Origin of the sequence: Amycolatopsis ultiminotia, assembly GCF_039536925.1 — a bacterium.
Taxonomy (GTDB): Bacteria; Actinomycetota; Actinomycetes; order Mycobacteriales; family Pseudonocardiaceae; genus Amycolatopsis; species Amycolatopsis ultiminotia.
In genome coordinates this window covers 340,135-361,622 of sequence record NZ_BAAAZN010000005.1, presented here as the reverse complement: position 1 = coordinate 361,622, position 21,488 = coordinate 340,135, and the positions used below count along the sequence as shown (strand labels likewise).

Annotated in this window: 20 protein-coding genes; 13 read left to right on the top strand and 7 right to left on the bottom strand. The window is 69.8% G+C overall.

All coding sequences use genetic code 11. The features are described 5' to 3' along the window. Nucleotides 1–7: 7 nt before the first annotated feature. A complete protein-coding gene (locus ABD793_RS14525) occupies nucleotides 8–946 on the bottom strand; it encodes a polysaccharide deacetylase family protein (RefSeq protein WP_344859876.1) in 939 nt (312 codons plus the stop codon). Further along, nucleotides 947–1,870 carry a polysaccharide deacetylase family protein gene (locus ABD793_RS14520; RefSeq protein ID WP_344859874.1) on the bottom strand — a complete coding sequence of 308 codons (924 nt, stop codon included), beginning with the start codon at nucleotides 1,868–1,870 and terminating at the stop codon, nucleotides 947–949. It lies immediately after the preceding gene. A 108-nt stretch (nucleotides 1,871–1,978) separates the two neighbouring features. Here ABD793_RS14520 and ABD793_RS14515 point away from each other — a divergent pair, with 108 nt between their 5' ends. From ABD793_RS14515 to ABD793_RS14500, 4 genes are all read left to right on the top strand, one after another. Continuing rightward, nucleotides 1,979–3,028, top strand: a complete 1,050-nt coding sequence (locus tag ABD793_RS14515; RefSeq protein WP_344859872.1) for a zinc-binding dehydrogenase — start codon at nucleotides 1,979–1,981, stop codon at nucleotides 3,026–3,028. A gap of 18 nt (nucleotides 3,029–3,046) precedes the next feature. After that, entirely contained in the window at nucleotides 3,047–3,340 is a 294-nt protein-coding gene (locus tag ABD793_RS14510; protein WP_344859870.1) for a muconolactone Delta-isomerase, read from the top strand. Nucleotides 3,341–4,172: 832 nt separating this feature from the next. Further along, nucleotides 4,173–6,503: a glycoside hydrolase family 172 protein gene (locus ABD793_RS14505; RefSeq protein WP_344859868.1), complete on the top strand. Its 2,331-nt coding sequence runs from the start codon at nucleotides 4,173–4,175 to the stop codon at nucleotides 6,501–6,503. Next, nucleotides 6,503–7,444, top strand: coding sequence for a glycoside hydrolase family protein (locus ABD793_RS14500; RefSeq protein WP_344859867.1), 942 nt, complete (start codon nucleotides 6,503–6,505; stop codon nucleotides 7,442–7,444). Before ABD793_RS14505 ends, ABD793_RS14500 begins: the two co-directional genes overlap by 1 nt. A gap of 1 nt (nucleotide 7,445) precedes the next feature. Here ABD793_RS14500 and ABD793_RS14495 read toward each other — a convergent pair whose 3' ends face one another. Both ABD793_RS14495 and ABD793_RS14490 read right to left on the bottom strand, forming a co-directional pair. Next, entirely contained in the window at nucleotides 7,446–8,525 is a 1,080-nt protein-coding gene (locus ABD793_RS14495; RefSeq protein ID WP_344859865.1) for a winged helix DNA-binding domain-containing protein, read from the bottom strand. A 33-nt stretch (nucleotides 8,526–8,558) separates the two neighbouring features. Next, on the bottom strand, nucleotides 8,559–9,596 hold the full coding sequence (locus tag ABD793_RS14490) for an aldo/keto reductase (protein WP_344859863.1): 1,038 nt from the start codon (nucleotides 9,594–9,596) through the stop codon (nucleotides 8,559–8,561). A gap of 230 nt (nucleotides 9,597–9,826) precedes the next feature. On the opposite strand from ABD793_RS14490, the gene ABD793_RS14485 reads away from it, so the two are divergent. Beyond that, a complete protein-coding gene (locus tag ABD793_RS14485) occupies nucleotides 9,827–10,669 on the top strand; it encodes an alpha/beta fold hydrolase (RefSeq protein ID WP_344859862.1) in 843 nt (280 codons plus the stop codon). Between the two features lie 254 nt (nucleotides 10,670–10,923). Here the strand turns inward: ABD793_RS14485 and ABD793_RS14480 are convergent, their stop codons facing one another. Further along, nucleotides 10,924–11,682, bottom strand: coding sequence for an SDR family NAD(P)-dependent oxidoreductase (locus tag ABD793_RS14480; protein ID WP_344859860.1), 759 nt, complete (start codon nucleotides 11,680–11,682; stop codon nucleotides 10,924–10,926). Beyond that, the gene (hisD, locus tag ABD793_RS14475; RefSeq protein WP_344859857.1) at nucleotides 11,682–12,989 is read right to left on the bottom strand and encodes a histidinol dehydrogenase; all 1,308 of its coding nucleotides are present in this window, start codon (nucleotides 12,987–12,989) and stop codon (nucleotides 11,682–11,684) included. The genes ABD793_RS14480 and hisD overlap by 1 nt, the downstream gene beginning before the upstream one ends. Nucleotides 12,990–13,025: 36 nt before the next feature. On the opposite strand from hisD, the gene ABD793_RS14470 reads away from it, so the two are divergent. Continuing rightward, on the top strand, nucleotides 13,026–14,027 hold the full coding sequence (locus ABD793_RS14470; RefSeq protein ID WP_344859855.1) for a LacI family DNA-binding transcriptional regulator: 1,002 nt from the start codon (nucleotides 13,026–13,028) through the stop codon (nucleotides 14,025–14,027). Here the strand turns inward: ABD793_RS14470 and ABD793_RS14465 are convergent. Continuing rightward, nucleotides 14,006–14,512, bottom strand: a complete 507-nt coding sequence (locus tag ABD793_RS14465; RefSeq protein ID WP_344859853.1) for a winged helix-turn-helix transcriptional regulator — start codon at nucleotides 14,510–14,512, stop codon at nucleotides 14,006–14,008. The genes ABD793_RS14470 and ABD793_RS14465 overlap by 22 nt on opposite strands. A 79-nt stretch (nucleotides 14,513–14,591) precedes the next feature. On the opposite strand from ABD793_RS14465, the gene ABD793_RS14460 reads away from it, so the two are divergent. From ABD793_RS14460 to ABD793_RS14430, 7 genes are all read left to right on the top strand, one after another. After that, nucleotides 14,592–15,014: a nuclear transport factor 2 family protein gene (locus tag ABD793_RS14460; protein ID WP_344859851.1), complete on the top strand. Its 423-nt coding sequence runs from the start codon at nucleotides 14,592–14,594 to the stop codon at nucleotides 15,012–15,014. A 79-nt stretch (nucleotides 15,015–15,093) separates the two neighbouring features. Further along, complete coding sequence (locus tag ABD793_RS14455) at nucleotides 15,094–16,107, top strand: LacI family DNA-binding transcriptional regulator (RefSeq protein WP_344859850.1); 1,014 nt, start codon at nucleotides 15,094–15,096, stop codon at nucleotides 16,105–16,107. A gap of 101 nt (nucleotides 16,108–16,208) precedes the next feature. Further along, nucleotides 16,209–17,003 (top strand): cyclase family protein, encoded by a 795-nt coding sequence (locus tag ABD793_RS14450; RefSeq protein WP_344859848.1) that lies wholly within the window; start codon nucleotides 16,209–16,211, stop codon nucleotides 17,001–17,003. Continuing rightward, nucleotides 17,000–17,806 carry an enoyl-CoA hydratase/isomerase family protein gene (locus ABD793_RS14445; protein WP_344859846.1) on the top strand — a complete coding sequence of 269 codons (807 nt, stop codon included), beginning with the start codon at nucleotides 17,000–17,002 and terminating at the stop codon, nucleotides 17,804–17,806. Before ABD793_RS14450 ends, ABD793_RS14445 begins: the two co-directional genes overlap by 4 nt. Nucleotides 17,807–17,843: 37 nt before the next feature. Beyond that, nucleotides 17,844–20,126 (top strand): xanthine dehydrogenase family protein molybdopterin-binding subunit, encoded by a 2,283-nt coding sequence (locus tag ABD793_RS14440; protein WP_344859844.1) that lies wholly within the window; start codon nucleotides 17,844–17,846, stop codon nucleotides 20,124–20,126. Then, nucleotides 20,123–20,965 (top strand): FAD binding domain-containing protein, encoded by an 843-nt coding sequence (locus tag ABD793_RS14435; RefSeq protein WP_344859842.1) that lies wholly within the window; start codon nucleotides 20,123–20,125, stop codon nucleotides 20,963–20,965. Before ABD793_RS14440 ends, ABD793_RS14435 begins: the two co-directional genes overlap by 4 nt. Further along, nucleotides 20,962–21,444 carry a (2Fe-2S)-binding protein gene (locus ABD793_RS14430; protein ID WP_344859840.1) on the top strand — a complete coding sequence of 161 codons (483 nt, stop codon included), beginning with the start codon at nucleotides 20,962–20,964 and terminating at the stop codon, nucleotides 21,442–21,444. The genes ABD793_RS14435 and ABD793_RS14430 overlap by 4 nt, the downstream gene beginning before the upstream one ends. Nucleotides 21,445–21,488: the final 44 nt, after the last annotated feature.

Sequence of the window (21,488 nt, the reverse complement as noted above, 5' to 3'; positions counted from 1 at the left end):
CTTGCGGTCAGTTGAGGCTGTCCTCGTGGTACTGCCAGATGCTCGGTTCGATGCGCAGTGTTTCGGCGGCCGGATACGTTTCGAGCCAGTACCGCGCGCATTCCCCCGCGGTCGCGTTCCACAATCCGGGCAGTGCCGTGGCGTGCGTGAGGAAATCGTCGAGCTTGCGCAACCGGTTCGGCCAGGCGATGGCGTGCGGATGCAGGTTCATGGTGAACGCCCGCCCGCGCCGGTACTGCGCGCTGAACTCCGCGCGCCAGTTGCGTTCCAGTGCGTCGGCGTGTTCGAGACCGGTGCCGCGTGCGGGGAACAGCAGGTGGAACTGGTCGTCGAAGGCGTAGTAGTACGGCATCGCCAGTATCGCGACCGGTCCGGCCGGATCGGCGACCCAGTAGTGCGGGACGTCGTCGGCCGGGCTGTTGCCCAGATAGGTGAAGCCTTCCGCGAGCAGCAGCGGCACGGTGTCCGGGCTGATCGCGCCGACCGCGTACTTGTCGCCTGCCCGCGGCAGGCAGTACCAGCCTGCCGGTGCCTCCCCGGTCGCCGCGTGCAGTGCCGCGACGGTCCGGCGGATCAGGTCCCGCTCCTCGGCCCGCTCGTGCAGGCTGATGTCTTCCCGGCGCCAGCCGTCGGCCGCGATCTCGTGCCCTTCGGCGTGCAGTGCGCGCACGATTTCCGGGTACAGCTCGGCGATCACGCCCGGAACGGCGAAGGTGGCCCGCATTCCGTGCCCGGCCAGCGTTTCCCGTAGTGCATCGAGTCCGCCGTGCAGCCCGTAGTAGTTCTCCGGGGTGTCCAGGTCGCGTGCGGTGATGCCACCGGGACCACAGGCCGGGCCCAGTTCGACCGTGATGCCGAAGCAGCACGCGGCGTCGCCGGGCCAGTGGAGCACGGCGTCGGCGAGCCCCCGTTCATCGGAAATGGTGTATCCGTCTTTCCAGGGCATTCAGTGCTCCTCTTCGAGACCGAGACAGTGCTGCGTCACGTCTTCGCAGCCGGTGAACCAGACACCCGGCAGCTGCTTCATCCGGCTGATCAGGCGGTCCAGCATGGCGATCCGCATGGCGCGCCCGGACAGGAACGGGTGCAGGCAGAGGTTGAGGTAGCCGCCGTGGCGGTACTGCTGCCGGAAGGCGTCCCACCACAGCTCGAGCACCCGTTCCGGGTCGGCGATCCGCTGTGCCGCGTTGTCGGTGTCCAGCCACGCGAAGCTGAAGAACTGCGCGTCGTCGAACGCGTAGTGGAACGGCAGGTTGACCAGCCGGAAGCCATCGTGGGTGGTGAAGTACGGACGGTGGTCCGCGGCGTCGTGCGAGTTGTAGCGGTAGCCGAGTTCGGCGAGCAGTTCCGGCGAATGCCAGCTGCGGGTGCCGATCGGACGGCGCCCGCTGAGCTGCTCCAGCGCCTCGGTCGAGCGCAGCAGGTGGGTGCGCTCGACCTGCGGATCGGCGGGCACCCGGTGTTCCCACATGTGGTCGGCGATCTCGTGCCCGCTGCGTGCCCAGGCGCGTACCGCATCGGGGTAGAGCTGACTGATCCGGCCGGGTACGAACAACGTCGTCTTGATCCCGTGCCCGTCGAACAGTTCGAGCAGCCGCCAGATGCCGACGCGGCCGCCGAACTCGCCTTTCGCGCGCTGCATCGGAGGCTCGTCAAGCAGCCGGCGCAGCAGCATCGCGTCGAAGTCGGCGGTGAAGTTGACCGCGATCCTGGCCCCGCCGGGCCATCGCGGCGCGGTCACCACCTGGTGCCGTTCCGCCTGTGTCCGCACCACCTCGCGCATCGCGGTGAGGTCGTCGGTTTCCGAAGTGTGGTCAGTGCTTTTGCCCACCGCGTTCTGCGCGTGCGGGGAAGGTCGCGAGGTCGTCATCGATCAGCTCCTAGGGCACCGGCCTTGACAGCGGTCCGGCAGACAACTCAGGATAAGGACCACTGTATAGCACGCCGTGCCGTACAGGGGAACGATTGGCAGGTGTGCATGAAGGCCGGAATCATCCAGCGGTTCGGCGGTCCGGAGGTACTGCGGATCGAGGAGGTCGGGCGGCCGCGCCCGGAACCGGGCGAAGTCCTGATCCGGCTGCGCGCGGCCGGGCTCAACCGCGCTGACCTCCTCGTTCGCGAGGGCCGGTTCGCGGAACGGAGCACGCAGCAGCCGCTGCCGATGATCCTGGGAGTCGAGGGCGCCGGCGAGATCGCCGAACTCGGCGCGGGGGTGTCCACCCGGCAGGTGGGCCAGCGGGTCGTCGTACTGCCGATGCTCACCTGCGGGACGTGCGGTGAATGCGAAGCAGGGCGAGTCAGCGAATGCGCCGCGCTCCGGATCGTCGGTGAGCACGTCGACGGCACTTACGCCGAATACCTCGCGGTGCCCGCGCGCAACGCCATCCCGGTTCCCGACGGCGCGGTGCTCAGCTACGAGGAGCTGGCCGTCGGCATCGTCGGTTACATGACCGCGTGGCACATGCTGCGTACCCGCGGCGCGCTGTCCAAAGAGGAAACCGTGCTGGTGGTCGGGGCAGGCAGCGGCATGGGCACGGCCGCGGTGCGGCTGGCCAAGGCACTGGGTGCGAGGGTGATCGCCACCAGCGGCACCGATGAGAAGTGCGCGAAGCTGCGTGAGATCGGCGCGGACGAGGTCGTCAACTACCGCGCGGTGCCGGACTATCCCGAGGTGGTCAAGGAACTCACCGGCGGCAGGGGAGTGGATCTGGTGCACGACACGGTGGGCGGGGCGACGTTCCAGAAGTCCATCGATGCGCTCCGGCACGGCGGCCGGCTGATCGGCATGGGCTCGCACACCGGACGGGTCGCCGAGGTACAGCTGGTTTCCATCCACCGCAAGGAAATCGACATCCGCGGCGCACACACCGCACACCTCGGCGAGATCCGGGAGTTCCTCCCGCTGCTCGCCGACGGTTCGCTGCGCCCGGTGATCGACTCCGTCCACCCGCTGGCCGAGGCGGTGACCGCCCAGCAGCGCCTGATCTCGGACGACCGCTTCGGCAAAGTCGTCCTGACCATCGGCTGATCCACTCAGGAGTACACAATGGACTTTCTCGTCCGGGTCGACGCGACCGGTGTCTACGAACTTCCGGAGACCGAACGGCTCGACCTCATCGAGCGCGAACGCGCCCGCGGCCTGGAACTGATGGCCGAAAACGTGATCCGCGAATTCTGGCGGTTGCCGGGCACGAAGGCGAACCTGGGCATCTGGACCGCGAAGGACGCCGACGCACTGGAAGCGGCACTGGTGAGCCTCCCGGTCCACCCCTATGCCCGGATCGAGGTGACCGCACTGGCCACGCACCCGATGACCAGGATGCGCCAGGCCACCCGGTAGGTCGATCGGGGCGTCGCTTCGGACGGCAGATCCCGACCACCGACTCCGGCACCGCGGCGCCGGTCCCGCCGACGTGCCTCGCCGACCTCGGCCACCCCCGCACAAGCCCCACCCACGACGGCCCGAACGCCGGACGAGAGCCAGCACCGCTCGCCCCGTGGGGACGGGCAGCTTCGAGATGCCTACTCGCCAGCGGGCGGTTTGCGAGGCTGGTTCGTCGGTGGGTGGGTGGTGAGGAGCGTGCTCGCCCATCGTGCGGGCCTGCTTGACGGTGGGCGCGGGCGGTTTTTGCGGGGCCCGCTCGCCTGTCGGTGTCGGGCTTGGCTGCCGGTGCGTGGTGGGTCGTTCCGTGTGCGCTGTCGTCGGTGAGTGCGGGGGGCGTTCGGCGATGTCGCTTGCCCGTGGGCGGCGGGTTGTTTCGGGCGGACGGTTGGGCCGCGAGCGTTAGGCCGATCCGCTTAACCTGGGCAAACACCATCACTGTGATTCTTGACACACTCTTACGTGGACACCTAGCGTCGGATGGGTAATCGATTACCCGTCCTCTTCTGCTGATGCCCCACGCGCGGCGGCGTGACCCGCCGGTGACTACGTAGCGACCGGATCCGGCAGTGGTTCCGGGTCCGGAGTTTCGCCCGCTTCTCCCTGTCCTCAGTGATCGGAGTGCCCCATGCACAGCCGAAGGGTTCGGCATGCCCGCAGATCGCTACTGATAGCAACGACAGTCGTACTCGCGGTAGCGTCGATCGCGGTCACGCCCGCGCAAGCGCAGGTCGATCGGCCCGCTTCGGTGGGGCCGCTCGGCTGGGACGTCTACCGTTCGCTCGATGCGATGGCCGAGTTGCGGCCGGGTGCGCAGACCAAGCAGTTCTCCAGTTTCGACCGCACCGGCGGCAACGAGGACGGCTTCCGCGGGGTCTACAGCTGCCTGCGGATCACCACCGAAGGCTGCGTGATCGCCGAGAAGACCGGCGCCGGCGAGATCGAGAGCATGTGGTTCACCCGCGACGAGGGCAATATGGCCGGCAACGGCAACCTCAAGGTCGAACTCGACGGCAGCACCGTGCTCGACCACTCGCTCCAGGACATTGTGGACGGACGGATCGGCGCGCCGTTCGTCTGGCCGCTGGTCGGCGACGGCGCCGACACCTCCGGTGGTTCGGTGATCAAAGTGCCGATGCCGTACCGGCATTCGATGCGGATCACCGTGCAGCACAATCCGCTCTTCTACCACGTCACCTATCGCGAGCTGCCCGATGCCGCAGGGGTGCGCACCTTCGACCCCCGGGATCAGGCGCTCGACGTGGTGGACCGGCTGCGCGGCTTCGGGGTCCGCGATCCCAAGCCGGTCGCGCACCGGGCGAGGCCGACCTCGGCTACCGGGGACATCCCGGACGGCGCGTCCGGGAAATTCGCCACGCTCGGCGGGCCGGGCGTGATCACCCAGCTGCGCGTCACCGTGCCGTCGCTGGTTTCCGAACCCCGCGTCCGCGACGACGGCCGTGCGTTCGGCGCGGGCGGGCACAGCTCGTTGCGGGTCTCGATCGATCCGGCCAACACCGGGGTCCGGCTCACCCGGCGGGTCGATCCGGTGGTCGGCCACCAGATCGCCGACGTCGCCGTGGACGGCAAGCCCGCAGGCCGCTGGACGACCGGTGCGGCGGATCCGAGCGGTACCTGGACCGATCAGGTGCTCGAGCTCCCGGCAAGCCGCACCGCGGGGCGTTCGCAGCTCCGGATCACCAGTACGTTCGTCTCCTCCGACTTCGACGTCAACGAGTTCCGCTACGACGTGCATTCGCTGGTCGGCGGCCAATGGCAGCGCACCGACGTCCTCGACCTCGGTCCCGGCCACCCCGGTGAGGAGGGGGCGCACGGCTACCAGCTGAGCCGGCCGAGCTGGAGCGGCCACCAGATCTACCGGTACCAGCGCGATCCGGCGGAACTGGCGGCGTCCCAGGCGGTACTGAGCGGTACCCGGCTCCGGATCACCTTCGACGGGAAGACCACAGTGGACTCCCCGCTCGGTGAATTCTTCGGTTCGGGACTGGGACGGTTCGACAGCCGCGCGTTGCTGTCCTCGATCGACGCCACCGACGGCGGTGCGCTCACCGCTTGGTGGCCGATGCCCTACCGGCACCGCGCGGTGGTCGAACTGCGGAACGCGAGCGGCCGTCCGGTCACCGGGGTGCACGTCGAGGTCACCTCGGCGCCGGCTCCCGAGGTCTCCGCCGGTCTGCTGCCCGGCGGCGACCTCGGGTACTTCTCCGCGACCAGCCACAAAGGACTGACCCGCAACGGTTCCGATTGGACGATCCTGCAGGCCGCCGGACGCGGCGTGTTCTACGGCGAGACGCAGACCATGACCGGGCTGATCCCGTCCGGAAACCAGCGCAACTACCTCGAAGGCGACGAACGGGTCTACGCCGACGGGGTCGCCAGCCCGCAATGGCACGGGACCGGGACGGAGGATTTCTTCGAGTCCGGCTGGTATTTCCGCGAAGGCACGAACTTCGCGATGCCGCTGACCGGGAACCCGGCGTACAAAGCGGCCGCCGACGGGTGCCAGTACGACTGCACCGGTGCGCTCCGCCTGATGGCCGGCGACGCGGTACCGTTCTCCTCGGCGCTGACCTTCACCATCGAACACGGCCCTGCCGACGACGCGCCTGCCGAATACAGCACCACCGCGTATTGGTACGGGCAACCGGATCAAGGAGTGCGGCAGGCCGATCTGCTCGACGTCGGCGACGATGCCGGCCGGGCAGCGCACGGTTACACCGCCGAGGGCGAGACCAGGGCAAGCCTGACCTCGACTTTCGAAGGAACCCAGGTGCCGGGCCCGGTGACCAGGACCACCGCGGCCACGACCGGTCAGGTGCGCTTCGCGATGGCAATGGACCCGCGCAACGCGGGCGCCCGGCTGGTGCGGACCGGCGACCAGAACTCGGGTTACCAACAGGCCGCGGTCTTCGTCGACGGCAGGCAGATCGGTACCTGGACCCAGCCGTTGCAGAACACCACCCACCGATGGCTGGAGGACACCTTCGCGCTGCCCGCGAGTGTCACAAGTGGACGGTCGACGATCGACGTGCGGATCGTGCCCGCGGACAGTGCCCCGGCTTGGTCGGCTGCCCAGTACCGGCTGGAGGTGCTCGGCTGATGCGGGTGAACAGACGTACCGCACTGGTGGGATGTCTCGCGCTGGGTGTGGTGTTCGGCACGGGCACGCGGGGTTCCGCAGCCGAGCCGGACCTGACGGTCGGGGAGTTCGGGAAGATTTACGATCCGAGTGTCGGGGAAAGTGCGCCGTGGTACCTCAACGACCACACCTTCATCCGGGATTTCCTCGGCACCTGGCACGTTTTCGGGATCACGCACGCCGAGCCTGCCGATCCGCTGAACGAGATCCACTTCGCGCACGCGACCGCGCCGGAACTGCACGGGCCGTGGACGAAACAGCCGTTCGCGCTCACCGCCGACCCGGCATACGGGGAGACGCATTTGTGGGCACCGCACGTGATCCGCGTCGGGGCGACGTACCAGATGTTCTACTGCGGCGGCGAAGACCACACCGCATACGCGATCAACGTGGCGACCTCGAGCGATCTGTTCCACTGGACGCGCTACGCCGGCGGCACGCTCTTCCGCGACGGTTACGACACGCGTGACCCGAACGTCGTCCGGATCAACGGCCGCTGGGTGCTGTTCTACACCGGCACCACCGAACCGGACGGCGGGTACCACGCGGTGCTGTACCGCACGAGCCACGACCTCCGGCACTGGGGCGAGCGGAACCTCGCGTACGTCTCTCCCGAATCAGGCACCTGGGGTGGCCCGACCGAGTCGCCGTTCGTACTGCGCCACGGTCGGTACTGGTACCTGTTCACCGGCCCGCGCCTGGGTTACGCGGGTACCGACGTGTACCGCAGCGGCACCCCGTTCCACTTCGAAAACGCCGGCCTGGTGGCCCATTTCCCCGCTCATGCGGCAGAAGTCGTACAAGACCACACCGGCTGGTACACCTCCCACGCGGGCTGGGAACAGGGCGGGCTGTACCTGGCAGCACTGACCTGGCAGCACGGTGGCGCCGAAGCGCAGTGAGCTACGCGCTCGGCGTCCACTTGCGGAAGAAATCCGTCAATTGCTGTGCTTCTTCCTCGACGGCTGTCTGCTCGGCCTTGGTCAGGGGACGCAGCGGTGTCACCATGACGGCGGTCTCCGCAGTGGTCCAGGTACCCGCGACCCGGCCGTCGACGAGGACGAAGCGGGCGCCGGTGACCGACAGCGGGCGGAAGTGGTCGTCGATCATGCGGCTGCGGTCGTGGAAGCCGAGCACGGCGTTGTCGAACGCGGGCAGGAAGCGGACCGGTGCCGGGGTGTCCGGTTCGGGCCGTGGGGCGTCGGGCAGATCCAGCAGTTCGCGTCCCCGGGGGTCGCGGAAGCTGATCAGCTCGTTGCGCACCGCGCGGACGGCTGCGGGGAGCCCGGCGAGTCCGCACCAGGCGCGCAGGTCGGAGGTGGTGGCGGGGCCGAACGCAGCGAGATAGCGCTTGACCATGGCCTGTCCGGCGAGGTCGTGTTCGTCGGCGGCACCGTCGTGGCCGGCAGGGCCGAGCCAGTCCTCGATGAGCCGGTAAAACGCGCCGCCGTTGCTCGCCCAGGTGCCGCGCGGGGGAATCTGCACCATCGGCACCAGCGCCGCGACGACGGTTTCGCCCAATGCTCTCGGCGAGGCCTGCGGCCAGCGTTGCGCGACGGCACGGCCGATTTCTCCCAGCGAGCGGGGCTGCCCATCGGCCATCAGGGTGCGGGCGGCCGCCGCGAGCTCGTCGAGGTCGACGTCGGCGAGCTCGCGGCGGTAGGTGGCGGTCGTTCGCTGCCGGAGCAGGGTGTGGTGGCGGGGCCGCCACTGCCGTGCGTCTTCCGCGGTGACGAGGTGCACCGTGCGGCGCATGAGGTGCAACCGCGCCAGGGACCGGCCTTCGAGCGGCTGCGAAACCATGTCGGGCTCGAATCCGGCGACCCGGCTGCACAGTCCGGTGAACGGTTCCTGTGGCAGCTGGGCCTGCAGGCCGCCCAGGTGCGCAATCAGGTCGAGGACCGGCGTCGCGGTGCGGTCCAGCAGGTGCTGGCGGGCCAGGGTCGCCCGGTTCAGCGTTCGGGTGTCGAGGTGTGTGGGCACGGCCGGATTGTCCTTGTTCGGTGGGGTGGGTGCTCAGGCTGCCGCGCGGTCGACGGCGGTACGGCGGCGCAAGTCCGGCTTTTCCAGCTCCGGCGGCAGGTAGGCGACGTCGAGCGGACCGAGGTCGGTTCCCGGCGGGACGACTGTGTCTATCCGGTCGAGGGTCGCGTCGTCGAGCACGGTGCCGGCTCCGGCGAGGAGATCCTCCAGCTGTTCCAGCGTGCGCGGACCGATGATCGCCGCGCTGACCGCGGGGTGCGCGATGGTGAACGCCAGCCCGAGGTGGGCCAGTGGCAAACCGGCTTCCTGGGCGATCGGCAGGAGCGCTTCGACCGCGTCGAGCTTGCGCTCGTCGGTCATGTGCTGCGGAACCCAGTGCAGCTGCGCACTCGACAGCTGGTGTGCACGCCCCTTCCGGTAGCGGCCGGTGAGCAGTCCCATCGCGAGCGGGCTCCAGACCAGCGTGCCCAGCCCGTACCGTGCGCAGACCGGCAGCACGTCGCGTTCGATCCCGCGGTTGAGGATCGAGTAGGGCGGCTGCTCGGTGCGGAACCGCGCCAGCCCGCGTCGTTCGGAAACCCATTGCGCCTCCACGATTTCCGTGGCGGGCAGGTTCGAATGGCCGATCGCCCGCACCTTGCCCGAGCGCAGCAGATCGGTGAGCGCGCCGAGGGTTTCCTCCGGATCGGTGCCGGGGTCCGGATGGTGCACCTGGTACAGATCGAGGTGGTCGACCTGCAGACGGCGCAGGGACGCCTCGACCGCGGAGACGATCCAGCGCCGGGAGTTCCCGCGCCGGTTGGCGTCCGGGCCCATCGGACCGCTGAACTTCGTGGCGAGCACGACGTCGTCGCGCCGGCCGCGCAGCGCTTTGCCGACGATCTCCTCGGTCGCGCCCGCTCCGCCGTAGACGTCGGCGGTGTCGACGAAGTTGATTCCCGCATCGAGCGCGCGGTGGATGATCCGCGCGCACTCGTCGGGGTCGGGGTTGCCGTTGGGGCCGAACCGCATGGTTCCCAGGCAGTACGGGCTGACCTGGATGCCGGTGCGGCCGAGCGGACGGGTACGCATGGAAGTGCTCCTCGGGGAATGCCGGAAGTGGCTGAACCCACGGTGCCACCGATAGCGGTCGGAGAATGTCCGCTACTGCTCCGCCGGGCGCATATGCTCCGGACGAATGCGCCTGCCGACGGCTCGGGCTGGTCGTGCGCCGCGTGTTCGGCGAGGCGCCCACCCGGAATGTCGGTGCTTGCGCGGATACTGTCCGGGACACATCCGTGAGCCGCTCCTGGAGGTCGATGATGCGCTTGCCCGACGGGGTCACGCTCGGGGTCGAGCACTTCGGCGAGCCGACGGCGCCCCTCGTGCTGCTAGCGGGTGGCACGACGATGCTCTCCTGGCCCGACGCGTTGTGCCAGGCGCTCGCTCGCGGTGGTCGGCACGTCGTGCGCTATGACTTGCGGGACTCCGGCACGTCGACGACCGTCAATCCCGGCGCGCCGACGTACACGCTGCGTGATCTCGCCGCCGACGCCGCCACGCTCGCCCGCGGATTCGACGACCGTCCCGCGCATCTGGCGGGCATCGGGGTCGGCGGGATGGTCGCCCAGGTCGCCGCGATCGAGCACCCGGAGGCGTTCTCGGCACTCACCCTCGTCGGGACGCGCCCGGTCGCACCCGGCCCGGTCGACGACGACCTGCCCGACCACGACGCGGCGGTGCTGGACCGGTGGTTCAGCCTGCCGATGCCCGACTGGTCCGACCGCGCCGCGGTCGCGGAGTACGCCGCCGCGGGCGCGAAGGTCCTCGGCGACGACCCCGCCGCGGCGCGCACGAGTGCCGAACGCGTTTTCGACCGCACGCCGGGCACAGAGCCCGAGGTCCAGATGGCGAACCAGATGGGCATGGTGTTCTCCCGCCTCGACTGCACGCCGCGCTGGCGCGAGCGCCTGCCCGAGCTCGCGATCCCGGCGCTCGTGGTGCACGGCCGCCGCGACCCGTTCTTCCCGGTCGGCAACGGCGAGGCCCTCGCCCGCGAGATCCCGGGCGCGCGGCTGCTCGTACTGGACCAGGCCGCGACCGCGATCCCGGCCACCGCCACCGCCGAGGTCGCCGCGGCAATGCTCAAGCTGTCGCGGGATTAGTACTGCACCGTGGGCCGGATCTGCCTCGTGCACGGGTTGGTGTCGCCAGACCGGATTCCGGCCACCGGAAATCCGGCCCGGACGCCGCCGGTCACGTCCTGCTTCCGGCGATGGTCTCGATCCCGGCGGTCGCGCCGCGGCGAACAGGGTCTCTTCGTTCCGGTCCGAAGCTGCCGGGCCGAGCTGCGGCGCCTCGGCGAGGGTGGTGTCCGGGGCCAGTTGCAGGCCCCGGACGGCGTGCCTCGGATTTCCGGTCAGCGCGCGATCATGCCGGCGGACAGGTCGATGTCCGCACCGCACAGGCCGGGCATGGTCAACATCGCGGCGGCGGCGAGGGCGACCTCCTTTTCGGTGACCATCCGGTGCAGCGCCGCGCGGCTGACGTAGTCCGCTTCCGCCTCCGCGTAGGACCGGCCGGTGCGCTCGGCTTCGAGCGTGAAATTGCGGTGCATCCTCGGCCCGTCCACCGGCCCGGGGGACAGGGTGTTCACCGAGACCCCGGCCGGGCCCACCTCGTGGGCGAGCGTGGCGGTCAGCCCGAGCACTGCCGATTTCGACGCGGTGTACGGGGTGCGCCGCGCCAGTGGCCGTTTGCCGGACACCGACGCCAGGTTGATCACGTCGCCGCTGCCCCGCTCGACCATCGGGGGCAGGAAAGCCCGGCACATCAGGAAAACTCCACGCACGTTCACCGCGAACACCTCGTCCCACCGGTCCACCGAGATCTCGGTGAGGGACGCGACGGGCCCGGCGATACCCGCGTTGTTGACGAGGATCGAGATCGTCTCGGCGGAGAGTTCGACGGCCAGCGCGGCGACCGAGCGTTCGTCCGCGGTGTCGACGGTGGCGACCCGGGTGCCGGCCCGGCATTCCTGCGCCACCCTGTCCAGCTTTCCGCGGTCGCGTCCGGTGAGCACGACACGTGCACCGCGGTCGGAAAGTTCTCGCGCGATGGCGCGCCCGAGCCCGTTCCCGGCACCGGTGACGAGTGCGGTCCGCCCTTCGATCGCCATCAGCGGCCCGCCGGTGCCCATGGCAGGCCGGCGCCGCCGAACTTGTGCGCGCGGACATCGCCGGAACGGGCGTGGCCCTCGAAGAACTCGACCCTGGCCGCTCGGCCGCACAGCTCGCCGAGGGCGGCGCTGGCCGCGGGATCGGTGACCTCCTGGTACGTCACGGTCTTGAGGTATTTGCCGACCCAGAGCCCGCCGGTATAAGTGGCCGCGCCGCGGGTGGGCAGGGTGTGGTTGGTGCCGATGACCTTGTCGCCATAGGACACACAGGTTCCTTCGCCGAGGAACAGTGCGCCGTAGTTGCGCATCTTTTCGAGCGCCGCACGGGGTTTCTCGGTCAGGACCTGGACGTGTTCGGCGGCGTACCGGTCGGCGAGGGCGTATGCGGCGTCGAGGTCTTCGACGACCGCGACCTCACCGTGGTCGCGCCAGGCCGGCCCCGCGAAGTCGGCCGTGGGCAGGTCGGGCAGGAGTTCCTCGACGAAGGCGACGACGCGGTGGGCGAGCTGTGCGGAGGTGGTGATCAGCACCGCGGGGGAGTCGGGTCCGTGCTCGGCCTGGCTGAGCAGGTCCACCGCCACGACGAACGGGTCGGCGGAGCCGTCGGCGATGATCAGCACCTCGGTGGGACCTGCGAACAGGTCGATCCCGACTTCGCCGAAGAGCTGGCGCTTGGCCTCGGCGACGAACGCGTTGCCCGGTCCGGCCAGCAGGTCGACCTTGCCGACGGTTTCGGTGCCCACCGCCATCGCGGCGACCGCCTGTGTTCCGCCGAGCAGCAGGATCTCGTCGGCTCCGGCCAGGTGCATCGCGGCCACCGTGGCGGCGGGGATCTCGCCGCGGATCGGCGGGGTGCAGGCGGTGACCCGCTCGACCCCGGCCACCTTCGCGGTCAGCACGGTCATGTGCGCCGAGGCGACCAGCGGGTACCGGCCGCCGGGCACGTAGGCACCTGCCGAGCCGACCGGGATGTTCTTCTGTCCCAAGTGCACGCCCGGTTCGGTCTCCAGTTCGAAGTCGCGCAGGGATTCCTTCTGCGCCTCGGCAAAGCGGCGCACCCGGTGCTGGACGGCCTCGATATCGGCGATCGCCTGCTCCGGCACGGTCGCCACGATCCGCTCGATCTCTTCGCCGGAGAGCCGGAACTGCTCCGGTGACCACTTGTCGAACTTCTCGGAGTACTCGCGGACGGCCTGGTCCCCGCGCTCCCGGACCTCGGCGATGACCTCGGCGACGGTTTCGCGGACGGCGAGCTGACGGGCCCGGTCGGTTTCCTTCGCGGCGGACTTCTTCAGGTATCTGGACATGGCGCCACGATTGATTGTATACGTATACTTGTCAACGTGAAGAAGGTGACGAGCCACGACGTCGCCCGGCTTGCCGGGGTGTCGCAGCCGACCGTGTCGAGGGCGTTGCGGAACCTGCCGGGAACCTCACCGGAGACGAGGCAGAAGGTCCTCGACGCCGCGCTGGAGCTGTCGTACGTGCCCAGTGATTCGGCTCGTGCACTGTCGACCACGCAAAGCAGGCGCGTTGCGGTCGTCTCCGAGGAGCTGACCAACCCGTACTACCCGGAGCTGGTCGAGCCGATCCGGCGGCGGCTGGCCGAGGCGGGTCTGCGCACCGTCGTGGTGACCGATTCGGAGCACCGCGCCGTCGGTCCGGAGGTGCTGGCGGACGGTTCGTACGACGGGGTCATCCTCACCACCACGCTGCGCACCTCGGCGCTGCCAAGGGATCTGACTGAGCGGGGGATCCCGCACGTACTGGTCAACCGGGTGCTCGACCATCCGGAGTCGCCCTCGTGCTCGGTGGACAACTCGGCGGGCGCGCGGGCGGTGGTGGAACTGCTGGCCGGTCTCGGGCACCGGCACGTGGGGCTGGTGCAGGGACCGGTGGCCACCTCGACCGGTCGCGAACGGGCGGACGCACTGCGGAAAGCGCTACGGGCGCGTGGCGTGCGCGTCCGGCGCGACGAGCTGGTGCGGACGGCGTTCGACCACGACGCGGGCCGGGCGGCGGCGGGGGAGTTGCTCGACCGGGCGGAACGGCCGACCGCGATCGTGGGCGGGAACGACGTCATCGCACTGGGTGTGCTGTCCGCGGCGCGGGAACGCGGCCTGCGCGTGCCCGAAGACCTCACCGTGGCCGGTTTCGACGACATCCCCATGGCGGGCTGGCCGCTCGTCGGACTGACCACGGTGCGCTGCGATCTCGAGCGCCTCGCGCACACCGCCGTCGAGCTGCTCCAGGACGCGATGACGACACCCGCCCCGCCGCCGGTCGAACGGCGGATTCCCGTTTCCCTCGTGCTCCGCGGCACTCACGGCCCCGCCCCGGGGTGACTCAGCGGGCGCGAGGCGACAACCGCAGTGCCGCGGACCGCGCGGGCGCCGGGACCCGGCACCGGGACGAGCGTGTCGGTGGTGACCGGGTGCGCGCAGGTCGAGCAGGCCACCGTGGGCACGCATTCGTGGCCGTCGTGTTCGAACAGCAGCGGGGGACCGCCCTGCGGAGTGCACCAGCGATCGCCCCAGGCGCTCAACGCGGCGAGGACCGGGATCAGATCGTGACCTGCGGGTTCCAGCCGGTAGCGGTAGCGGTCGCCACGCTCGCTGTAGGCCTCGCGGCGGATCAGGCCGTCCTCGACCAGCCCGGTGAGCCGCTGGGTGAGCAGACTGCGGGAAACGCCGAGGTCGGTGACGAGCTCGTCGAAGGTGTCCACGCCGAGGTAGAGGTCGCGCAGGATCAGCGGGGTCCACCACTGGCCCATGACCTCCACGCTGCGGGCGACAGAGCAGGCGAAGTCGGAGTAATCGGTCCTGGGCACGTCGTCAGGTTAGCAAGTGGGTTCTGTAAGTGAACTCAGCTACCATCTGAGTTCACTTACCGAACTGAGGGAGGCGGCTATGCCCTACCACTACGTCGTGCGCCGGATCGTGCGCCGGATCTGGCGCCGGGTGAACGCGGGCGACCTCGACGCCCCGTACCGGATGGCGGCTGCGAACCTGCGGTTCACCGTCGTCGGCGACACCGCGATCGGCGGGAATTGGCGTGGGCGCGAGGCCTTTCGAGACTGGTTTCACGGCTTCGCCCGCCGGTTCGCGGACCTGCGATTCCACGTCGAGGACGTGGCGCTCAGCGGTTGGCCCTGGCACACCCGGGTCGCTGTCCGGCTGGTGGTCGAGGGCACCCTGGCCGACGGCACCGGCTACCGCAACAACGCCACCCAGTGGGTGACACTGCGCTGGGGCCGGATGACCGACGACTGGGTCGTGGAGGACACCAAGGTCGTCGACGCCTGCCTCGGGCCGGCCGGCCGATCGAAGTGACGGCTGCCGCAAAGCCGTGTGCGACAGTGGAACCGGAGACGGGGTGGCCCACCACCATTCGGCGACAGCGGAGGCGGGAATGGCGCAGCGGCGGCCGACGCTGCGGGATGTGGCGGATGCGGCCGGGGTGCACGTGAGCCTGGTTTCGCGAGTGCTCCGCAACGATCCCCGCGGCTTCGCCTCGGAAGCGACGCGTGCGCGGATCCTGCGGGCAGCCGAAGAACTGGGGTACCGCGCCGACGTGTCCGCGCGAGGGCTGCGCAGTTCGAAGACGATGACCCTGGGACTGCTGCTGCCCGGGTTCTCGAGCCCGGTGTACTCGGCGATCGCCCACGGCGTGGAAGAGCGGGCGACCCGGCACGGCTACGGCGTGGTGCTGGGCACACATGCGGCGGGCGACCCGCACGAGACGATTTCGGACCTGGTCATGCACGGCCGGGTCGACGCGATGCTGGTGGCCTCCGGCCGGATCGAGGACGCCGCGCTGCGCCGGCTCGTCGGGCGGCTGCCCCGTTCGGTCGTCCTGGTCAACCGCCAGGTGCGGGGGATCGCGGCGAGCGTCGTCCTGCGCGACGGCGATGCCGCGGCGTCGGCTGTCGCGCATCTGGTGGGCTTGGGGCACCGCTCGATCTGTGGCGTGTTCGGGCCGAGCACCCTGGACACGATGGTCCGACGCCGGCGTGGCTTCACCCGCGCCGCGCGGGCACTGCAGGTCGAGGCGAGCACACTCGAGGTGGCCGATCGGGACTCCGCTGCGGGTTACGAGGGCGCCGTGCGTGTCCTGCGCTCGCGCCGCCCGCCGACCGCGCTGGTGGCCGGCACTTTCCCGATGGGGATCGGGGTACTGGCCGCTGCGCGGGACGAGGGTGTCGCGGTGCCGGCGGAGGTCTCCGTCCTGTCCGTCCACAATGATCAGTCGGCCGACTACCTGGCGCCGCGGTTGACCACGGTGTCGCTGCCCGCGGAGAGCCTCGGTGCCGAAGCGGTCGAGCTCGCGATGGTGCTGACGAGCGGCGGAACCGCACGCCGGGTGGTCGTCCCGGACGAACCGCAGCTGCTGGTCCGGGAGTCGACCGCACCTCCGCCGCGTTGATATCAAACGTTTGACCCGGTTGCGCCCGGCTCCTTAGCCTCGTCGGAGACACCGGTCGTGCAGGGCACCGGTGCCGGCCGTGCGATCGAAAGAACGGTGCCATGCCAAGATTCCTCGACCTCTCGATGACGCTCGAAAACGGTGTCCCGGCCGATCCTCCTGGTTACGAGTTCCACATCGACTACACCAGCCACCAGGACACCGTGCCCATGCTGCAGGGCCGCTACGAAGGCCTGCAGCCCGAGGAACTGCCCAACAGCGAAGCGTTCGCGCTGGAAACCGTCCACCTGTCCACGCACAACGGGACCCATGTGGACGCACCGTGGCACTACTCCTCGCTCATGGTGGACGGTTCGAGGCCGCGCGCGATCGACGAGATGCCGTTGGACTGGTTTCTCCGTCCCGGGGTCAAGCTCGACTTCCGGCATTTCGACGACGGCTACGTGGTCACCGCCGCCGACATCGAGCACGAACTGAAGCGGATCGAGTACACCCTGCGGCCGTTGGACATCGTGCTGGTCAACACGTCGGCAGGCGCACGGTTCGGCACCCCGGAGTACGCACAGAGCGGTTGCGGGATCGGCCGCGAAGCCACGCTGCACCTGTGCGAGCAGGGGGTGCGGGTGGTCGGCACGGATGCCTGGAGCTGGGACGCACCGTACCGGTACGTGGCCGAGCGCTACGCACGCGACCGGGACGCCTCGATCATCTGGGAGGGCCACAAAGCGGGCCGCACCAAGGAGTACTGCCAGATCGAAAAGCTCCGCTTCCTCGACCAGCTGCCTGCGCACGGGTTCACCGTCGCCTGTTTCCCGGTCAAGATCTCCGCCGCCTCCGCGGGGTGGACCAGGGCGGTGGCGATCTTCGACGACAACGGAACGGAGCCAGACCAGTGACCGGCGGAACCGACGCACGGAGCATGACCGACCTCGTACGCGCACCCTCGGCGTTCGAGCAGTACCGGGACCGCTACGAGACAATCGAGATGTCCCGTGCGGACGGCATCCTCGAGATGCGCTTCCACACCGAGGGCGGGCCGCTGCACTGGAGCCTGCTGGCGCACCACGAGTTCGAGGACGCCTTCCTGCGGGTGGGCCGGGACCGCGACAACGACGTGATCATCCTGACCGGCACCGGGGATTTCTTCAGCGGGCCCGCGATCGAACCCGGCAAGCACCCCAACCGCAACACGATGACCCCCGAGCGCTACGACCCGATCTTCTGGGAAGGCAAGCACCTGCTGCCCACCCTGCTGGCGATCGAGGCGCCGGTCATCGCTGCGATCAACGGACCCGCCGTGCGGCACGCCGAGATCCCGCTGGTGTCCGACATCGTGCTGGCCTCGGAAGACACCTACTTCCAGGACACTGCCCATTTTGCCGGCGGGATGGTGCCGGGTGACGGCATGCACGTCGTGATGCCGCTGCTGATGGGTGCCAACCGCGGCCGCTACTTCCTGCTGACCGGGCAGAAGCTCACCGCGGCCGAGGCACAGTCGATCGGCCTGGTGAACGAGGTACTGCCCGCCGCAGAGCTGCTCGATCGGGCCAGGGAGCTGGCCCGGCTGCTGTTGTGCCAGCCCCGCCTCGTGCGCCGGTACACGCGCACCGTGCTCACCGAGGATCTGCGCCAGCGGCTGCACGGGTTGCTCGGCTACGGCCTGGCGCTGGAGGGGATCGCCCGGATGAAGACGAGCTGACGTCCCCTTTTCCCGGCCGGCTCGACGAGGAGTGCAGATGCCCGGCAAGACGCAACGATGGCCGAAGACCGACGGATTCGCCTACGCCGGCGGCACCGTGACTTACCTGGACGACCTGCGCCCGCCCGGACTGCTGCACATGGCCGTCGTGCGCAGCACCCGAGCCGGTGCCCGGCTGTCCACAGTGGATCTCTCGGAGGCGAAACGCGTGCCCGGCGTGGTGCGGACGCTCGACGGCCGGGAAGCAGCGTTGCACCTGAACCCGATTCCGTATGCGATGGGAGATCCCGAGCTCGTCGGTGCCCGGCGGGACCGGCTGCTCGCACTTGCCGTGGACGAGGTGCGCTACGCCGGAGAACCGATCGCGGTCGTTGTCGCGGAAAGCCCGCGTGCGGCGCGAGCCGGGGCGAGTGCGGCGTCGGCGGCGTACGAGGATCTGCCGGACCGCGGGCCGGATCTCCTCGCCGGGAACGAGTTCCGTCGGGGAGATCCGGACACCGCCCTTGCTTCGGCCCCGCAGCGGTTCGAGGTGACGTTCTCGATCGACCGCAGCACCAGCGCACCGCTGGAGCCCCGCGGCTATGTCGCCGGATGGGATGAGCGGGCCGGACGGCTGACCGTCCACGCGGCACACCAGCAGCCCTTCCTGCTACGGGCCGAACTGGCCGAGGTGTTCGGTCTGGCGGAGACCGCGATCCGGGTGGTCGTCCCGCCGGTCGGCGGCTCGTTCGGGCTCAAGATGGCCGGACAGCCCGAGGAACCGTTGGTGTGCCTGATGAGCATGCTGTGCCGGCGTCCGGTGAAGTGGATCGAAAGCCGTGCCGAGTGTTTCCTCGCCGGCGCACGCGAGCAGGTCCACCGCGTGCAGGCCGGATTCGACCGGGACGGCCGGGTCGTGGCGTTCCGTGACGAGATCACCATCCCGGTCGGTGCCGGTTCGGCCACACCCGGCTGGCGCCAGGCCTACGTCAGCGCGGCCACGCTGCCGACCGCCTACGCCGTGCCCCACGTGGCGATCTCCGCCAAGGTGCTGACGACGCCGCTTCCGCCGTGGCAGTCCTGTCGCGGGTACGGCAAGGAAACCGCGGTGCTGGTGATGGAGCGCACGATGGACCTGGTGGCCCGGCACACCGGCCTCGACCCCGTCGAAGTGCGGCGCCGGAACCTGATTACCCCGGAGTCGATGCCGTACCGGATGCCCTCGGGCTACCTCGTCGACAGCGGTGATTTTCCGGCTTTGCTGGACAAGGCACTGCGGGCTGCGGACTACCGGCAGTCCGGCGCCGGCTCCGCCGAAGGACTCGACGGCGTGGGGCTCGCGTTCGAAGTCACCCCGGAAGGCGGCGGACACGCTTCGGGTCCGCTCGATGGCCGTCAGGCCACGAGTGCCCTTCCCGAGGCGGCCACCGTTCGGCTCGAACCGGACGGGCAGATCGTGGTGCTCAGCGGCGTGACGAACCCCGGCGGTGGCAATGACACGAGTCTCGCCGGCCTTGCCGCAGCCGAGCTGGGCGTGTCTCGCGACCGGGTGACCGTGGTGCAGGGCGATACCGACCGATGTCCACCCGGGACCGGTAACGCGAGCAGCCGCGGGACCGCGGTGGGCGGCGCCGCCGTCGTACTGGCCGCCCGTGATCTGGCCGGTGCCCTGTGCAAGGCGGCAGCGGCGCACGAGGGGGTGCCTGCCGAGGAGGTTTCGTTGCGGGACGGCCGGGTGCAGCTTCCGCACCGCGTGCTCGGCCTGGACGAACTGTCCCGTGTGGTCGATCGAGACGCACTCTCGGTCACCAGGACCTACCGCCCCGAAACGCTGCGCGGTCCACACGAGACGACCGCCTACCGGCACAGCTACCCGTATTTTTCCAGCGGTGCCTACGTCGCGCGGGTCCGGGTGGACCCGGCGACCGGTGTGGTCCGGGTCCTGGCGCTCACCGCGGTGCACGATTGCGGCCGGGTCATCGACGAGGTCCTCGTCGAGGGGCAGTTGCAGGGCGCCATCGCGATGGGCGTCGGACTCGCACTGTCCGAATCGAGTCTTTTCGACGACGACGGAACAGCGCGCAGCCGATCGTTCAAGGAGTACCTGATCCCACGCGCGAACGACCTGCCGTCGTTCCACATCGGACACCACGAAACCCCGGCGCCGGGCACCCTGCTCGGCGCGAAGGGGGCCGGTGAGGCCGGCGTCGGCGGCGCGCTGGCGGCGGTCGCGAACGCGGTGGACAACGCTCTCGCCGGGCACGGCGCTGTGGTGATGACGGTGCCGCTGACCCCGCCGAGGGTGCTGGACCTGCTGTATCGGCCGGGTGTTCGCAGATGAGCCGGTTCACCGTCGAGTACCCCACCACGGCTGAGGAAACCACGCGACTCCTCGAAGCGGAGACAGTGATCGTCGGGGGCGGCACGCTCACCGTGCCTGCTCTCGTGCGCGGGGAACTCACCGCGCACCGCGTGCTCGACCTCGGGCGGCTGGGCATCGACCGGATCACCGCGGACGGGACCGGGATCCACCTCGGTGCGATGGTGAGCTACCAGCAGCTCATCACCTCGGAGCTGATCACCACCCGGCTGCCTTTGCTGCACCGCATGGCGAGCGGGATCACCGGCGGCATCCAGATCCGCAACCAGGGCACCGTCGGCGGCGCGGCCTGCGCGGCTCGGCCGAATTCGGATGTTCCGGCTGTGCTCACCGCGTTGCGCACGGTCTTGTCACTCAGTTCGCGAAGCGGTACCCGACGGGTCCCGGCCGGGGAGTTCTTCCTCGGTGCCGGTCGCGGCGACCTGCGGCCAGGTGAATTCCTCTCCGGCCTCGCCATCGACGTCCTTCCGCCACAGTGGACAACCGGGTACTACAAGCTCAAGTTCGCCGAATCCTCGTGGCCGGTGGTGACCGCGGCGTGCGTGCTCGGTCCGGCCGGCTCTCCGGATCCGGGGGAAGTGGTACTGGGTGCGGTGGCCGATACGCCACTGCGGATCGTGCTGGAGGGAGTGGAGCGCGCCGAGGTCGAGCACGCCGTTGCCGACCGCGTCGCGGCACTGCCCGAACACCGGCGTTGGTCCGATGTGCGGGCCGGTTCCGGCTACCGGACCCGAGTATGCGCGGAGATCGCCTGCCGGGCGGTTCGCCGGGCGCTGGCCGCACGAGGAGAGTCTCGATGACCGACCTGCCCATCACGCTGCGGCTCAATGGTGAAGACGTGGCTGCCACCGTCGATGCGGATGCCACCGTGGTGGATGTCCTGCGTGAATCGTTCGGGGTGACCGGGGTGCGTGCCGGGTGCCGCAACGGGGATTGCGGCACCTGTACCGCGCTGGTCGACGGACTCTGCGTCAAGACCTGTCTGCAGCTGCCCGGCCGGATCGACGGAGCCGAGGTCCGGACCCTGGAGCACCTCGGCACCGAGGACGATCCGCATCCGGTGCAGCAGGCCTTTCTCGAGTGTTACTCGTTCCAATGCGGGTTCTGCCTGCCCGGTATGACCTTCGCCGCCAGCGCCCTGCTCGAACACATCCCCGATCCGACCGACGAGGAAATCCGCGACGCGTTGAGCGGAAACCTGTGCCGCTGCACCGGTTACCAGAATTTCGTGCGCGGCGTCCGCCGGGCCGGCCAGATCCGGCGGGACGACGCCGGTTGACCACCGCTTTCCGCCACCGCCCCGGTTTCCGTGCGTGGTGGCCG

Bases quoted from the DNA above. Each gene is read 5' to 3' on its own strand.
- ABD793_RS14430 (WP_344859840.1), top strand. From the start codon at position 20,962: ATGACCGACCTGCCCATCACGCTGCGGCTCAATGGTGAAGACGTGGCT.
- ABD793_RS14515 (WP_344859872.1), top strand. From the start codon at position 1,979: ATGAAGGCCGGAATCATCCAGCGGTTCGGCGGTCCGGAGGTACTGCGG.
- ABD793_RS14440 (WP_344859844.1), top strand. From the start codon at position 17,844: ATGCCCGGCAAGACGCAACGATGGCCGAAGACCGACGGATTCGCCTAC.
- ABD793_RS14460 (WP_344859851.1), top strand. From the start codon at position 14,592: ATGCCCTACCACTACGTCGTGCGCCGGATCGTGCGCCGGATCTGGCGC.
- ABD793_RS14510 (WP_344859870.1), top strand. From the start codon at position 3,047: ATGGACTTTCTCGTCCGGGTCGACGCGACCGGTGTCTACGAACTTCCG.
- ABD793_RS14525 (WP_344859876.1), bottom strand. From the start codon at position 946: ATGCCCTGGAAAGACGGATACACCATTTCCGATGAACGGGGGCTCGCC.
- ABD793_RS14485 (WP_344859862.1), top strand. From the start codon at position 9,827: ATGCGCTTGCCCGACGGGGTCACGCTCGGGGTCGAGCACTTCGGCGAG.
- ABD793_RS14520 (WP_344859874.1), bottom strand. From the start codon at position 1,870: ATGACGACCTCGCGACCTTCCCCGCACGCGCAGAACGCGGTGGGCAAA.
- ABD793_RS14490 (WP_344859863.1), bottom strand. From the start codon at position 9,596: ATGCGTACCCGTCCGCTCGGCCGCACCGGCATCCAGGTCAGCCCGTAC.
- ABD793_RS14505 (WP_344859868.1), top strand. From the start codon at position 4,173: ATGGCCGAGTTGCGGCCGGGTGCGCAGACCAAGCAGTTCTCCAGTTTC.
- ABD793_RS14455 (WP_344859850.1), top strand. From the start codon at position 15,094: ATGGCGCAGCGGCGGCCGACGCTGCGGGATGTGGCGGATGCGGCCGGG.
- ABD793_RS14435 (WP_344859842.1), top strand. From the start codon at position 20,123: ATGAGCCGGTTCACCGTCGAGTACCCCACCACGGCTGAGGAAACCACG.
- hisD (WP_344859857.1), bottom strand. From the start codon at position 12,989: ATGTCCAGATACCTGAAGAAGTCCGCCGCGAAGGAAACCGACCGGGCC.
- ABD793_RS14500 (WP_344859867.1), top strand. From the start codon at position 6,503: ATGCGGGTGAACAGACGTACCGCACTGGTGGGATGTCTCGCGCTGGGT.
- ABD793_RS14480 (WP_344859860.1), bottom strand. From the start codon at position 11,682: ATGGCGATCGAAGGGCGGACCGCACTCGTCACCGGTGCCGGGAACGGG.
- ABD793_RS14450 (WP_344859848.1), top strand. From the start codon at position 16,209: ATGCCAAGATTCCTCGACCTCTCGATGACGCTCGAAAACGGTGTCCCG.